Here is a 14,384-nt window from a genome sequence, read left to right as displayed (position 1 = left end):
GTGTCAGTGCCACGATGAGCCGGTGGCACTCGACATCAGGGCTGGACGGCCGTGGCCGGCGTTGCTCGACCTGCCGTGGTCGACCCCGCTCGAGGAGTGGCCGGAGAACATTCTGGCCGCCCTCCCCCGCGGCATCTCCCGACACGTCGTCCGCTTCGTGCGGATCGAGGGCCGGATCATCGCGATCAAGGAGATCAAGGAAGACATCGCCCGGCGCGAGTACGAGATGCTACGCGCGCTGCGCCGTCTCGACCAGCCGTGCGTCGAGGCCGTCGGCGTGGTGGCCGGTCGCACCGACGACGAGGGCAACCCGCTGGACGCCTGTCTGCTGACCCGGCACCTGCAGTTCTCGCTGCCCTACCGAGCGATGCTGAGCCAGTCACTGCGGCCCGACACCGCCGACCGCCTGATCGACGCCCTCGCGGTGCTGCTGGTGCGGTTGCACCTGGTCGGTTTCTGGTGGGGCGACGTGTCGTTGTCGAACACGCTCTTCAAGCGCAACGCCGGGGAGTTCGCGGCCTACCTGGTGGACGCCGAGACCGGCGAGCTGCGCGAGAAACTGTCGAAGGGACAACGCGACCACGACCTCGACATCGCCCGGGTCAACATCGCCGGCGAGCTGATGGATCTGCAGGCCGGTGGCTTCGTGCCGATGCAGGTCGACCCGCTTTCGGTGTCGGATCTGATTCTGTCGCGGTACGACGAACTCTGGGCCGCGCTCACCGAGGTCGAGAGCTTCGAGATGGGCCAGCGATGGAAGGTCGAGGAGCACATCCGCCACCTCAACGACCTCGGCTTCGACATCGGCGAACTCGACATCACCACCGACTTCGACGGCACGCATGTGTCGATCCAGCCGAAGATCGTCGACGCCGGCCACCACGCGCGCCGTCTGCTGCGGCTGACCGGCCTGGCCGTCGAGGACAACCAGGCCCGCCGACTGCTCAACGACCTGGACGCGTTCACCGCCAGCCAGGACCGTCAGAACGACGACGAGCAACTGGTCGCCCACGACTGGCTCAGCCGCATCTACGAACCCATCACCCGCACCGTTCCGCCGGCGATGCGCAAGAAGCTCGAACCGGCCGAGATCTTCCACGAGATCCTCGAGCACCGCTGGTACATGGCAGAACGCGCCCAGCAGGACATCTCGATCGAGAACGCCGCGCGCGACTACGTCGACCACGTCCTGCCGAACAAGCCGGACGAGGCGTCCGTCGTCGGCGTGGACACCCAGGAACTCCCCGTCCGGGCGGAGTGACGTGCGCCTGATCCGGGTCTGAGCGTGATGCCCGGGTAATGCAAACCGCGGATCGAAACCCCTCGGTAGCGCAAACCGCGAGCGATGAGCCGCGGTTTGCACTACCGGGACATTTCAATCCGCGGTTCGGGTAGCTCGTTTGGGTAGCTCGTTTGGGTAGCTCTGAGGTGGGGCGTCAGCTGAGCTGGCGACCGTCGGCGTCGGGAAGCTTGCGCATCGCGATCAGGATGATGTCGATCAGTGCCCAAATGCCACAACCACCGAGGGTGATCAGCTTCAGCACGCCGAGCCCGGTATAGCCCAGGTAGAAGCGGTCGACGCCCAGGCTGCCGATGACGATCGACAGGATCAGCGCCATGATCCACTCCTTGTCGGAGAAGACCCCCGGCACCTGCTTGGCCTGGAAGGCGTGACCGCCGCTCGCTGCACGCACCAGCGTTTCCGGCTTGAGCTGGCCACTCGCGGCCATCGCCTGCAACTGCCCGTAGCTCATCGGACCCTGCTCGGCGCCCATGAGGTTGACGAAGAAGCTGTCACCCTGCGGACCACCGGAATGCGCGGCCGGAGCCGAGCCGTATTGCTGGTCGAACTGCTGGCGGTCCTGCTGGCCGTACTGCTGGCCGTACTGCTGCTCACCGAACTGGCCGGACTGCTGCCCGTAACCCTGCTGGTCGTACTGCTTGCCCGCGTTGGGGTCGTTGTTCGCGTAAGGATCCTGATGGGACATGAGTGCCTACTTTCGGTGAAGGACGATCAGCTGCTGGAGGAGGACGACCCGACGCCGACGGCGACGACGAGCACGACGTACAGCGCGACGAGAACCAATGAAACGGCGGCGGACGCGATCGCGAAGTTCTTCGCCTTGCGGGCCGACTCGTGTGCGCCGGCTGCGTCACCCATGGACCACTTCGAGTTCACCTGGGTGGAGAACACGATCGATGCGATGCCGAGCGGAAGGCAGCACAGCACGGTCGACAGGATCGCCCAGACCAGATAGTTGTCCGGCGGCGGTCCGACCGGGGACTGATAACCGTACGGACTGCCGTACTGGTTCGGATACTGCGGCTGACCGTACTGCTGGCCGTACTGCTGGCCGTACTGCTGGCCGTACTGCTGCCCGTACTGCTGGTCGTACCCGTGCTGCGGCTGGCCGTACTGGCCGTATTGCGGCTGCTGGCCCTGCTGCTGGCCATACTGCTGCTGGTCATAGCCCTGTTGCCCGTACGGATCGGACGACTGTGCGCCGTCCCGGCCGGCGGTGTTGTTCGGGTCGTACGGGTCGTAACTGCTCATTGCTGGAGGTCCCCCCGGAAGTGCTGGTGTTGACAACTGATTCTAGATGGGGCCGCCGCGCTCAGGCCGGCGACAACCAGGTCCAGCCCGGGACGTTCCGGGCCACCCAGAAGACCACGGTGATCACCGTCAGCGCGGTGGTCACCCAGGGCCGTGTGATCGAGAGTTTGGGTCTGCCCTGCCACTGGCGGCGTGTCCACAGGGCGAACATCACCACGAGACCGACCAAGGCGATCACCACGAGCGGGTTGAAACCGAATGCGCCCGACACATCGCCGTCGACCACCGAGGCGGACGCCCGCATCGCTCCGCACCCTGGGCAGTACAGGCCGGTCAGCCACAGGAAGGGACAGGTCGGGTAGTTGCCGGGCTCACGCGGATCGACCGCGTGCAGCAGCACGCCGACGCCGACGGCCGCGAACCCGAATGTCACAGGCGCGATCATCCTGCGTAGCCGGCCGTGCATCGGCCGCCACCCGGGGATGGGATCGGTGTGCTGCAGGAACCAACCTTGCCGAGGAGCGGGCGAACAGACAGCGGAAGGCGCCCGCACCGCTGCGGGTCCGGGCGCCTTCACGTCCGCCATCAGGCGTTGGTGTCTTTCAGGATGGTGAACATCAAGATTGCGTAGATGATGCCGAAGACGATTCCGGCGATCGCGCTCCAGATGGAGAACTTCTTGGCCTTCTCCGAGGCCTCGCGGGCGCCCGCGTGGTCGCCCTGGGCCCACAACGAGTTCACCTTCGTGGCCTGGATGATCGCCACGATGCCGAGCGGAAGACAGCACAGGACCGTCGTGATGATCGCCATCGCGAGGTTGTTCGGCGGCGGGGTGCCGACGGCTCCGCCATCACCGGGCATCGGGTTGTAGCCCGGTGCACCGGCACCGTACTGGCCACCCTGCTGGCCGTACTGGCCGTCGTTCTGCTGACCGTACTGGCCGCTGTGCTGGCCGTAAGCGTCGTCGCTGCCCTTGTTGTTCGGGTCGTACGGCTGGTTCGGATCGTTCGGACCGTAGTTGGTCATGTCTTCCCTCCCTGCAACGCAGCACGTTGCTTTTTTGGCCGGTGTTCCGGCGTTTCGCACCACCCTATGGGGCGGAGCACGACGACCGGTGAAGCCGAAGCGGCTCGTTTTCGTCCGTGGAAGGCGACGTCACGAAATCGCGTCCGGTTCCATCCGGTCCACCGTCCGGACAGCGAATCGGTCAGCGTGCCGCTCGAGAAGTGGCGATCTGGTAGAGCGTCACCGACGCGGCAATACCGGCGTTGAGCGACTCGACGGACGAACTCATCGGCACCGACACGATCTGGTCGCAGTTCTCGCTCACCAGTCGCGACAACCCCTTGCCCTCGGACCCGACGACGACCACCAGCGGCTCGGTCGACAGTTCGAGCTGCGGCAGTTCGACGTCGCCGTCCATGTCGAGACCGATGACGAAGAACCCGGCCTTGCGGAACTCCTCCAAAGCGCGGTTCAGGTTGCCCGCCATAGCGACCGGAACGCGTGCCGCCGCACCCGCGGACGTCTTCCACGCCGCCGCCGTCATACCCACCGACCGGCGTTCGGGAACGATGACACCATGGCCGCCGAACGCGGCCACCGAGCGGATGATCGCGCCGAGGTTGCGCGGGTCGGTGATGCCGTCGAGTGCGACGACCAGCGGGATACCCGGCGCCTCCGGGTCGATCAGGTCGCTCGGGTGCGCGTACTCGTACGGCGGGATCTGCAGCGCCAGGCCCTGATGCACCGCATCGTCGGTCAGTCGATCGAGCTCGCCGCGCGGGGTCTCCAGGATCGGGATCGCCCGGTCGGCGGCGAGTTTCAGCGCCTCGCGGACGCGGTCGTCGGAGTCGATCCGGCCGGCGACGTACATCGTGGTGACCGGGATGTGCGCGCGTAGCGCCTCCAGCACCGAGTTGCGTCCGGCGATGACCTCGGACGACGCCTTACCGCGACGGTTGCCACCACGCGATCCGGGACGGGAGGTACCTCCGGTCTTCTGGGCCGCCTTGTACGCCTTGTGGTTCGGACGCTCGGCCGCCTTCGGGGTCGGGCCCTTGCCCTCGAGGCCGCGACGGCGCTGGCCGCCACTGCCGACCTGCATGCCCTTCTTCGAGCTGCCCTTGCGGATCGCTCCGCGGCGCTGGGAGTTGCCTGCCATCGATCAGTCCTTCGTTCGTTGGGCGGCGCGATCGGCCGCCGACATGAGTGACCAGCGAGCGCCGTCCGCGGTGTCCTCGACCGCCACACCGGCGGCGGACAACTGGTCGCGGATGAGGTCCGCGGTGGCGAAGTCACGGTCGGCACGGGCCTGCTTGCGCGAGGCCAACAGCACCTCGATCACGTGGTCAAGCGCTTCGTTCGAGCGATCGTCGCCGCACGAATTCCATTGAGCGTCATACGGATTGACGCCGATCACTTCGGTCATGGCGACGACCTCGAGCGCGAGTTCCTCGGCCCGGGTCCGGTCGCCCGCGTCCAACGCGGTGTTGCCCTCGCGGATCGCGTCGAAGACGACCGCGAGCGCTCCGGAGACATTGAGGTCGTCGTCCATCGCAGTCGCGAACGCGTCCGGAACGGCCACGAAGTCGCCGGACGGCGCCTGGTCGAGCGCGCGTTCGAGGAAACCTTCGATCCGTGCGACCGCGGCAGCGGCCTCGTCCAGAGAACCGTCGTGGTACTCGATCGTCGCCCGATAGTTGACCGCGCCGAGGTAGTACCGCAGGACCAACGGGCGAACCTTCTTGGTGATCTCACCCACGGCCAGGGTGTTGCCGAGCGACTTGCTCATCTTCTCCCCGCCGAGGGTGACCCAGCCGTTGTGCAGCCAGTACTGCGCGAACCCCAGACCTGCAGCGCGCGACTGTGCCTGCTCGTTCTCGTGGTGCGGGAAGCGCAGGTCGATGCCGCCGCCGTGGATGTCGAACTCGTCGCCGAGCCAGCGGCGAGCCATCGCCGAGCACTCCAGGTGCCAGCCCGGTCGGCCCTGCCCGTAGGGGGTCGGCCAAGTGGCGCTCTCCGGTTCGCCGGCCTTGTGGCCCTTCCAGAGCGCGAAGTCGCGCGGGTCACGCTTGCCGCGCGGGTCGGCGTCAGCTGCCGCCTCCATGTCATCGACCTTCTGGCGGGTCAGCGAGCCGTATTCGGGCCAGCTGCGTACGTCGAAGTAGACGTCTCCGCTGCCGTCTTCGGCGGCGTACGCGTGCCCCTTCTCGATCAGGATCTGCATCAGTTCGACCATGTCGGTGACGTGGCCCGTGGCGCGGGGCTCGTACGACGGACGGCGCACGCCGAGCAGGTCGAGTGCATCATTGGTCTCGCGCTCATGCGCGTAGGACCACTCCTGCCACGGCACGTCGTGCTCGGCCGACTTGTTCAGGATCTTGTCATCGATGTCGGTCACATTGCGGACAAGGGTGACTTCGTACCCGTGACCGATCTCCAGCCAACGGCGCAGGATGTCGAACGCGACCGTGAAGCGCACGTGGCCGATGTGCGGCGACCCCTGAGTGGTGAGACCGCAGATGTACATGCCCACCGTGCCCGCACGAAGGGGCTCGAAGGAACGCAGCTCACCGGCTGCGCTGTCGAAGAGTTGCAGAGTCACCCGGCAAGTTTATCGGCGCCGTGAAGTACAGCAGACCACTCGGGTACTGCGTGCCCCATCCGAGTTGGCCGCCGGCCATCGAGGCGAGACCGGTGACCGAGAAGGCGTTGACCGGGCCGCGCGGATGCCACGGGCCTGACGGACGGATGGGCGATCGTCACCGGTTGACCTCGCGAGTGTCGTGAGGTTCGGGGCATCCCGACCACGAAGGTCATGACACTCACATCAGGTCACGCCCCCTCGGGACGCTCCCACTCGTCCTGTCGGGCGGCTTCTTCGCCGATGGTGGTCGAGTCGCCGTGGCCGGTCAGCACGATCGTCTCCGCCGGAAGGGCGAAGAGCTTCGTGCGGATGGAGTCGGTGATGGTGTCGTAGCTGCTGAACGAGCGCCCCGTCGCTCCCGGTCCCCCGTCGAACAGCGTGTCTCCGGTGAGCACCACGCCCAGCGTCGGGATCCGGAGACACACGGCGCCGGGGCTGTGGCCGGGCGTGTGGATCACCTCGATGGTGACCTCGCCGACCTCGATGCGGTCGCCGTCCGCCAGTTCGTGGTCGGGCCCGACGGAGTAAACGCGGTCCCAGAGCATCCGGTCGGACGGGTGCAGGTAACTCGGCGCTTTGGTCGCATCGAATACCTCACCCACCGCGGTGATGTGGTCGTCGTGCGCGTGGGTACACAGGACGGCCTTCACCGTCCGCCCACCGACGGCGTCCAGGATCGGGGCGGCATCGTGTGCCGCGTCGACGATCACGCACTCCTTGTCGTCACCGATGATCCAGACATTGTTGTCGACGTCCCAGGTGCCCCCGTCGAGACTGAAGGTGCCGGACGTGATCACCCGCTCGATCCTGGTGTCGCCGTGTCCCGCAACGATTTCGGCTGCCATGACGCTCCTCAGATCTCGACGACGGAGCGCAGCACGTCGCCCCCGTGCATCTTGTCGAACGCGGACTCGACGTCGTTCAACCCGATCCGCTCGGTGATGAACGCGTCGAGGTCGAAGCGTCCCTGTCGGTACAGGTCGATGAGCATCGGGAAGTCGCGCGAGGGCAGGCAGTCGCCGTACCAGCTCGACTTCAGCGCGCCACCGCGGCCGAACACCTCGATCAGTGGCAGTTCGATCTTCGTGTCCGGCGTCGGGACACCGACCAGAACGACCGTGCCGGCGAGATCGCGGGCGAAGAACGCCTGCTCGTAGGTTTCGGGTCGGCCGACCGCTTCGACCACGACATCGGCGCCGAAGCCACCGGTGAGTTCGCGGATGCGCTCGACGGCGTCCTCGTTCTTGGAGTTGACGGTGTGCGTTGCCCCGAAGACCTCGGCCTGCTCGAGCTTTCGGTCGTCGACATCGACCGCGATGATCGTCGTCGCTCCGGCGACCTTCGCTCCGGCGATCGCAGCGTTGCCGACGCCGCCACAACCGATGACCGCGACGGAGTCTCCACGGCCGACCTGGCCGGTGTTGACCGCCGCGCCGAAGCCGGCCATCACGCCGCAGCCGAGCAGACCGGCGGCAGCGGCGGACGCGTTCTCGTCGACCTTCGTGCACTGACCGGCCGCGACCAGGGTCTTCTCGATGAACGCGCCGATGCCCAGCGCAGGCGAGAGCTCTGTGCCGTCGGTCAAGGTCATCTTCTGCTTGGCGTTGGCGGTGTCGAAGCAGTACCACGGCTTGCCCTTCGCGCAGGCGCGGCACTGACCGCAGACCGCGCGCCAGTTCAGCACCACGAAGTCGCCAGGCTTCACCTCGGTGACCCCTTCGCCGACGGCCTCCACCCGTCCGGCGGCCTCGTGGCCGAGCAGGAACGGGAACTCGTCGTTGATGCCACCTTCGCGGTAGTGCAGATCGGTGTGGCAGACCCCGCAGGCCTCGATCGCGACGACCGCTTCACCGGGACCGGGATCAGGCACAACGACGTCGACCACTTCCACCGGAGCGCCCTTGCTGCGGGCGATGACACCTTTGACGGTCTGGGGCATTTGCGCACTTCCTCACGGTTTCGACACCTGCTCGAACTTCTTCCCCGCCAGCCTAGATGAGCTCGGGTACGTCGAAGGGCCCGACCGTCTCGCGGTCGAGCCCTTTCGTCGTCGGGTGGTGCGGTCGTTGCGGACTCAGTGTCCGCCGCCGTCACCCTTCTCAGCCGAGTCGTCCGGACGGCTGCCCGGGTGCGTGACCTCTTCGCTGCCGTACGGTGGCTGATCGAGCACGACCGGCACGGAGACCTGCTTGCTGCCGCCGTCGGCGGTGGCGAACACGACCGTGGTGGACTCACCCGGGGGAACCGGGGTGGCGGGGATGTCGATCGGGGACACAGTGGCCTTGCCGTCGCCGCTGGGCTTGCCGTCGAGGCGGACGGACTGCATCGGCGGAATGGAGACCTTGGTCGGCTGTCCGCCGGCCGGAGTGACTGTCAACTGCGCGGCAGTGTTGCCGTTGTTGGTGGCCAAACCCTGCATCAAGCCCTTGTCGCCCTTGTTCTTGGTGACTATGAGCACGTTCGACAGGTTGACCGTGCCGACCTCGGCGTTGTTGCCGTCGGAGGCGACGTAGTCCATGTCGGTGGTGGGTTCGCTGAAGTAGTAGCAGCCGCTCAGGGCAGTGCTGGCAACGCCGGCGACCAGCATCGCTCGAGCACCGCGGCGGACGGCCGGCCGGGAAGTCACACGTCGCATCACATCTGCATGGTACCGGTCTGCCCGCCGCCCCGGGGCCCCACCCTGCACCGGCCCATGACGACCCACGCGAAGCACGTGCGGCGACTCCTGTCAACCCCTCGGCCGCGATCTGTGCACGTCCGTTGTGGCCTCTGACCTGCACAAACGGTTTCTGTGACCCCGGCCACCCGTGTTATCCTTGACTTCGCGAAAGGGGCACACAACATATGGTTTTCAAGGTCGGCGAGACGGTCGTTTACCCGCACCACGGGGCGGCTCTCATCGAAGAAATCAAGGTCCGAACGATCAAGGGCGTGGAGAAGCAGTACCTCGTCCTGAAGGTTGCCCAAGGCGACCTGACGATCGAGGTTCCGGCGGAGAACTGCGATCTCGTGGGTGTCCGCGATGTCGTCGGCAAGGAAGGCCTCGACCGCGTGTTCGAGGTGTTGCGTGCCGATCACACCGAGGAGCCGACCAACTGGTCGCGTCGCTACAAGGCGAACCTCGAGAAGCTGGCATCCGGCGACGTCATCAAGGTGGCCGAGGTCGTGCGTGACCTGTGGCGCCGCGACCAGGACCGCGGCCTGTCCGCGGGTGAGAAGCGGATGCTCGCCAAGGCGCGCCAGATCCTCGTCTCCGAACTCGCGCTCGCCGAGCACACCAACGAGGACACCGCAGAGGCCACGCTGGACGAGGTCCTCGCGTCCTGAGTTCCATCACGAACAGCGACCACGCCCACGGCACTCCTGCCGTGGGCGTGGTCATCGTCGCCGCCGGCATGGGCACCCGCCTCGGCGCGGGTATGCCCAAGGCTCTCGTCGATATCGGCGGTGATGCCCTGATCGTCCACGCGCTGCGTTCGGTACGTGAGGTCGGTCGGGTGTCCGACGTGGTCGTCGTCGTCCCGGGCGGGCACCGGGGCGAGTTCGAACCGTTGTGTGAGGGCGCCGTGCTCGTCGACGGCGGCGCTGAACGCACCGACTCGGTAGCCGCCGGACTGGCCGCGCTCTCCGACAGGACCGAAGTCGTCCTCGTGCACGACGCCGCTCGCGCCTTTGCTCCCCCGGCCTTGTTCGACGCCGTGATCGACGCCGTGCTGGGCGGTGCCGACGCGGTGGTCCCCGGCCTACCCGTGGTCGACACCGTCAAGCAGGTGGACGCCGGCGGTGTGGTGGTCGGTACGCCGGATCGCTCGTCACTGCGTGCCGTTCAGACGCCGCAGGGTTTCCGCCGGTCCGCGCTCGTCCGGGCGCACTCCCGGGGTGCCCAGGCGACCGACGACGCGGCCCTGGTGGAGTCGGACGGCGGACACGTGGTGGTCGTCGACGGCGATCCCCGCGCGCTCAAGGTCACCGTTCCGGCCGACCTCGACGCAGTCCGGCGTCTGATCGCAACCGACCCACAGGAGCAACTCATCGATTCGCCGCAGCATCCTGCACCCTTGCCCCGCACCGGGATCGGTGTCGATGTACACGCCTACGCCGATGACGAGCGACCGCTGTCCCTCGCCTGCCTCACCTGGCCCGGCGAACGTGGAATCGAAGGACATTCCGACGGTGACGTCGCCGCTCACGCGGTGTGCGATGCCCTGCTGTCGGCCGCCGGTCTGGGTGACCTCGGCACTCAGTTCGGCGTCGACCGACCGCAGATGAAGGGGGCAACCGGCGCGGCGATGCTGGCCGACGTGCACGGCACCCTCGAGCGAGCAGGTTTCCGCATCGGCAATGTCAGTGTGCAGATCATCGGTAACCGGCCGAAGGTGGGTCCGCGCCGCGAGGAAGCGCAACAGGCGATCTCGGCCGCGCTCGGCGGGGCGCACGTCTCGGTGTCAGCGACGACCACCGATCACCTCGGCTTCCTGGGCCGCGGCGAGGGCATCGGCGCGATCGCCAACGCGCTGGTCATCCGTGGCTGACGCCCGAACGTGAACGAGCCCCTGCAGGTTCTGCAGGGGCTCGTCCATGGCGCAGGAGGCGCCGGAGAATGTCAGCGCTGCAGGCCCTCGTTCGGGTCGCCGTACCGGCCGGTGACCAGGTAGACGATGCGGTCCGCGACGGCGACGGCGTGGTCGCCGAATCGCTCGTAGTAGCGCGACAGCAGCGTGACGTCGACCGCGGTCTCGGTCGGGTAGTTCCAGCCCTCGCTGTGCAGGGCGGCGAAGATCTGCCGGTGCAGGTCGTCCATGTGGTCGTCCAGGCGCTCGATCTCCTGCGCTGCGTGGACGTCCTTGCTGTCGATCGCCTCGCCGGTCTTCTTCGCCAGGTCGATCGCGCACTCCGACATCGAGGTGATGTGCGGCAGCACTTCCTGCGGAACGGCCTGCTTCGGGTAACGCATCCGGGCGATCTTCGCGATGTGGCGGGCCAGGTCGCCCATCCGCTCGATGTCAGATGCCATGTGCATGGCGGTGACGACCATCCGCAGGTCGGTGGCCACCGGCTGCTGACGGGCCAGCAGGTCGACCGCCAGGTCGTCGACCTGGCGTCGCACGGTGTCGATGTCGTCGTCCGCAGCGATGACGCTCTCGGCCACGCCGAGGTCGGTGTTCACGAGTGCGTCGGTGGCGCGCGTCATCGCAGTACCGACCATCTCGGTCATGTGAACGAGCTGATCGGAAACACGATCGAGGTCGTCGTGGAAGGCGTTGCGCATGCTTGCTGAATCCTTGCTTCGGGGTGAACTCGAAAGGAGCCGAGATGGTCGGGCGGTTTTGCCGGCCTCGACCGACTTCACCGGTCGTGGCCCATTGTGCCCCAGACCGGTGACTCGCCGAGGGTCGCAGGCTGCGGTGAACGGCGACGAACGCGCAGGTTAACGGCCGATGGCTCGCAGTCGTACGCGTCTGACCAGCACCGACGACGCTTCACCGACCCCGTACATTGGGCCGCGTGTTGGAGGTCCTACTCGCCCTGAGCGCCCTGTGCGTGGGCCTCGTCATCGGCTGGTCGGCCGCCAGACGTCGGACTGCCGAGACCGCGGCGAAGAGCATCGCCACCACGCACACCAACCCGGAGCCGATCGCCCCGGAGGCCGCCGAGATCCTCGATGCGTTGCGCTCGGTCTCGCTGGTCGTCGACGCCAGCGACCGCGTGGTGCGGGCGAGCCCGTCCGCAGCGGCGCTGGGCCTCGTCCGCGGCCACGAGATCGTGCATGAACAACTGCGCACCCTCGTGCGCACGTCTCGGCGAGACAAGGACCTGCACGAACTCGAACTCGACCTGACCCGCGGACTCAACGGCGCCGGACGCCTGGTGCTCGGGGTGCGGGTGACGCCACTGTCCGACGACCACGTCCTCATCCTGCTCGACGACCGCTCGCAGCTGCGACGCGTCGAGGAGACCCGGCGTGACTTCGTGGTCAACGTCAGTCACGAACTGAAGACTCCCGTCGCCGGACTCAGTCTGTTGTCAGAGGCGATCGACGATGCTCGCGACGATCCGGAGGCGGTACACCGGTTCACCAAGCGGATGCGCACCGAGGCCGACCGCATCAACCGGTTGGTCATGGAGATCGTCGAGTTCTCCAGGTTGCAGGTCGCAGAGACCCTCGACGATCCGCAGCGCGTCGACGTGCGCGAGTGCGTCGCGGAGGCCATCGAGCATATGCGGCTGATGGCCGACGAACGCAGTATCGGCATCCAGGCGCACGACGAGGGCAACCGCGCCGAGGTGTTCGGCGACCCCGACCTGATCACCACCGCCGTGCGCAACCTGATCGAGAACGCAGTCAACTACTCCGGCAGCGGCACGCGGGTGGACGTCGCTGTGAAGGGCTCGCCCGATCTGGTCACCGTTGCAGTGAAGGATCAAGGCAGCGGCATCCCGGCCGGCGAGATCGAGCGCGTCTTCGAACGCTTCTACCGCGTCGACGCCGCCCGGTCGCGACGCACCGGCGGCACGGGGCTCGGCCTTGCCATCGTCAAACACATCTGCGCCAACCACGGCGGTGAGGTCACCGCGTGGTCCGAGGAGGGCCACGGCTCGACCTTCACCATCCGGCTGCCGGCCGCACATCCCGAACCCTCCGAAACAACGATCGGCCGACCGGTCGACGAAGCCCGAAAGGTCACCTCATGACGCGCATCCTGCTGGTCGAGGACGAGGAGTCGCTGTCCGACCCGTTGTCCTACCTGTTGTCCAAGGAGGGCTACGAGGTGTCGGTAGCGGAGACCGGACCCGACGCGCTGCTCGACTTCGATCGCAACGGCGCCGACCTCGTCCTGCTCGACCTGATGCTGCCCGGCATGTCCGGCACCGAGGTGTGCCGGGTGATCCGGCAGAAGGCGAACGTGCCGATCATCATGCTGACTGCCAAGGACAGCGAGGTCGACAAGATCGTCGGGCTCGAGATCGGCGCGGACGACTACGTCACCAAGCCGTATTCCTCCCGCGAACTTCTCGCCCGCATCAAGGCGGTGCTGCGCCGTGGCCAGGACACCGGGGAGCTCATGCCCGCCACCCTGCACAGCGGACCGGTGCGCATGGACGTCGAACGCCACACGGTCAGTGTTCAGGGCGAGCCGGTTTCGTTACCGCTCAAGGAGTTCGAGCTGCTCGAGCTGCTGCTGCGCAACGCCGGACGCGTGCTCACCCGGGGTCAGCTGATCGACCGCGTCTGGGGCAGCGACTACGTCGGTGACACCAAGACGCTCGACGTGCACGTCAAGCGGCTGCGCGCGAAGATCGAGGAAGACCCGGGCAACCCGAAGGTGATCGTCACCGTCCGCGGCCTGGGCTACAAGTACGAGGGCAGCTGACACACGCCGAAAGTCCGCAGAACCGGCGAATTGACGCAGGCGTTCTGCGGACTTACGGTTCAGCGGCCTTGGTTGGCGACCGCCTCGGCAGCTGCCTTCGCGGCCTCGGGGTCGAGGTACTTTCCGCCCTTGACGGTGGGCTTGAAATGCTCGTCGAGTTCGTAGACCAGCGGCATTCCGGTCGGGATGTTGAGGCCGACGATGTCGTCGTCGGAGATCCCGTCGAGGTGCTTCACCATCGCGCGTAGGCTGTTGCCATGAGCGGCGACCAGAACGGTCTTGCCGTCCTTCAGGTCGGGAATGATCGAGCCCTCCCAGTACGGCAGGAAGCGCTCGATGACGTCCTTCAAGCACTCGGTGCGCGGCGCGTCATCGCCGAGATCGGCGTACCGCGGGTCACCGTCCTGGGAGAACTCGGCGCCGGGCTCGATGGGCGGCGGCGGGGTGTCGAACGACCGGCGCCAGGTCATGAACTGCTCCTCGCCGAACTCCTCCAGCGTGGCCTTCTTGTCCTTGCCCTGGAGCGCGCCGTAGTGACGCTCGTTCAGGCGCCACGACCGGTGCACCGGGATCCAGTGACGGTCGGCGACGTCGAGGGCGAGGTGGGCGGTCGTGATCGCGCGGCGCAGCAGCGAGGTATGCACGACGTCGGGCAGGACGTCTGCTTCCTTCAACAGCTTGCCGCCGTTCGCGGCCTCGGAGCGGCCCTTCTCGGTGAGGTCGACGTCGACCCAGCCGGTGAAGAGGTTCTTGGCGTTCCAGTCGGATTCGCCGTGCCGCAGCAGCACGAGTGTGTAGGTCATGACTC

General features: G+C 67.0%; 16 protein-coding genes. 5 read left to right on the top strand and 11 right to left on the bottom strand.

Annotation, left to right across the window (positions count from 1 at the left end; all coding sequences use genetic code 11):
• The first annotated feature begins 22 nt into the window (after nucleotides 1-22).
• On the top strand, nucleotides 23-1,261 hold the full coding sequence (locus MF407_RS02040) for a DUF4032 domain-containing protein (RefSeq protein ID WP_129624595.1): 1,239 nt from the start codon (nucleotides 23-25) through the stop codon (nucleotides 1,259-1,261).
• 175 nt (nucleotides 1,262-1,436) lie between these two features.
• Here the strand turns inward: MF407_RS02040 and MF407_RS02035 are convergent, their stop codons facing one another.
• The 9 genes from MF407_RS02035 to MF407_RS01995 all read right to left on the bottom strand — a co-directional run bounded on the left by MF407_RS02035 (nucleotide 1,437) and on the right by MF407_RS01995 (nucleotide 8,838).
• On the bottom strand, nucleotides 1,437-1,988 hold the full coding sequence (locus MF407_RS02035; RefSeq protein ID WP_239701075.1) for an NINE protein: 552 nt from the start codon (nucleotides 1,986-1,988) through the stop codon (nucleotides 1,437-1,439).
• 26 nt (nucleotides 1,989-2,014) lie between these two features.
• Nucleotides 2,015-2,554 carry a CD225/dispanin family protein gene (locus MF407_RS15500; RefSeq protein WP_129624596.1) on the bottom strand — a complete coding sequence of 180 codons (540 nt, stop codon included), beginning with the start codon at nucleotides 2,552-2,554 and terminating at the stop codon, nucleotides 2,015-2,017.
• A gap of 61 nt (nucleotides 2,555-2,615) precedes the next feature.
• Complete coding sequence (locus MF407_RS02025; protein ID WP_168990133.1) at nucleotides 2,616-2,987, bottom strand: DUF2752 domain-containing protein; 372 nt, start codon at nucleotides 2,985-2,987, stop codon at nucleotides 2,616-2,618.
• Nucleotides 2,988-3,139: 152 nt separating this feature from the next.
• Nucleotides 3,140-3,580: a CD225/dispanin family protein gene (locus tag MF407_RS02020; protein WP_239701073.1), complete on the bottom strand. Its 441-nt coding sequence runs from the start codon at nucleotides 3,578-3,580 to the stop codon at nucleotides 3,140-3,142.
• A gap of 181 nt (nucleotides 3,581-3,761) precedes the next feature.
• A complete protein-coding gene (rlmB, locus tag MF407_RS02015) occupies nucleotides 3,762-4,718 on the bottom strand; it encodes a 23S rRNA (guanosine(2251)-2'-O)-methyltransferase RlmB (RefSeq protein WP_141929255.1) in 957 nt (318 codons plus the stop codon).
• 3 nt (nucleotides 4,719-4,721) lie between these two features.
• Nucleotides 4,722-6,161 (bottom strand): cysteine--tRNA ligase, encoded by a 1,440-nt coding sequence (gene cysS / locus MF407_RS02010; RefSeq protein WP_129624599.1) that lies wholly within the window; start codon nucleotides 6,159-6,161, stop codon nucleotides 4,722-4,724.
• A 230-nt stretch (nucleotides 6,162-6,391) separates the two neighbouring features.
• Complete coding sequence (locus MF407_RS02005; RefSeq protein WP_239701072.1) at nucleotides 6,392-7,048, bottom strand: MBL fold metallo-hydrolase; 657 nt, start codon at nucleotides 7,046-7,048, stop codon at nucleotides 6,392-6,394.
• A gap of 8 nt (nucleotides 7,049-7,056) precedes the next feature.
• A complete protein-coding gene (locus MF407_RS02000) occupies nucleotides 7,057-8,142 on the bottom strand; it encodes an S-(hydroxymethyl)mycothiol dehydrogenase (RefSeq protein ID WP_239701070.1) in 1,086 nt (361 codons plus the stop codon).
• 135 nt (nucleotides 8,143-8,277) lie between these two features.
• The gene (locus tag MF407_RS01995) at nucleotides 8,278-8,838 is read right to left on the bottom strand and encodes a hypothetical protein (protein WP_239701069.1); all 561 of its coding nucleotides are present in this window, start codon (nucleotides 8,836-8,838) and stop codon (nucleotides 8,278-8,280) included.
• A 209-nt stretch (nucleotides 8,839-9,047) separates the two neighbouring features.
• On the opposite strand from MF407_RS01995, the gene MF407_RS01990 reads away from it, so the two are divergent.
• A complete protein-coding gene (locus tag MF407_RS01990) occupies nucleotides 9,048-9,530 on the top strand; it encodes a CarD family transcriptional regulator (RefSeq protein ID WP_115923962.1) in 483 nt (160 codons plus the stop codon).
• On the top strand, nucleotides 9,527-10,735 hold the full coding sequence (gene ispD, locus MF407_RS01985; protein ID WP_275578331.1) for a 2-C-methyl-D-erythritol 4-phosphate cytidylyltransferase: 1,209 nt from the start codon (nucleotides 9,527-9,529) through the stop codon (nucleotides 10,733-10,735). The genes MF407_RS01990 and ispD overlap by 4 nt, the downstream gene beginning before the upstream one ends.
• Before the next feature lie 71 nt (nucleotides 10,736-10,806).
• Here the strand turns inward: ispD and phoU are convergent, their stop codons facing one another.
• Nucleotides 10,807-11,472, bottom strand: a complete 666-nt coding sequence (gene phoU, locus MF407_RS01980; protein ID WP_239701068.1) for a phosphate signaling complex protein PhoU — start codon at nucleotides 11,470-11,472, stop codon at nucleotides 10,807-10,809.
• Nucleotides 11,473-11,708: 236 nt separating this feature from the next.
• Here phoU and MF407_RS01975 point away from each other — a divergent pair, with 236 nt between their 5' ends.
• Nucleotides 11,709-12,896 (top strand): ATP-binding protein, encoded by a 1,188-nt coding sequence (locus MF407_RS01975; protein ID WP_239701067.1) that lies wholly within the window; start codon nucleotides 11,709-11,711, stop codon nucleotides 12,894-12,896.
• Nucleotides 12,893-13,576 carry a response regulator transcription factor gene (locus tag MF407_RS01970; protein ID WP_129624605.1) on the top strand — a complete coding sequence of 228 codons (684 nt, stop codon included), beginning with the start codon at nucleotides 12,893-12,895 and terminating at the stop codon, nucleotides 13,574-13,576. Before MF407_RS01975 ends, MF407_RS01970 begins: the two co-directional genes overlap by 4 nt.
• Nucleotides 13,577-13,635: 59 nt before the next feature.
• Here the strand turns inward: MF407_RS01970 and MF407_RS01965 are convergent, their stop codons facing one another.
• Nucleotides 13,636-14,379 (bottom strand): phosphoglyceromutase, encoded by a 744-nt coding sequence (locus MF407_RS01965; protein WP_239701066.1) that lies wholly within the window; start codon nucleotides 14,377-14,379, stop codon nucleotides 13,636-13,638.
• Between the last annotated feature and the right edge of the window lie 5 nt (nucleotides 14,380-14,384).

This window comes from Yimella sp. NH-Cas1, assembly GCF_022359705.1.
In the GTDB taxonomy this organism is placed as follows: domain Bacteria; phylum Actinomycetota; class Actinomycetes; order Actinomycetales; family Dermatophilaceae; genus Yimella; species Yimella lutea.
Note: the sequence above shows the minus strand (reverse complement) of the source record. Positions and strands in the feature narration are given on the sequence as shown.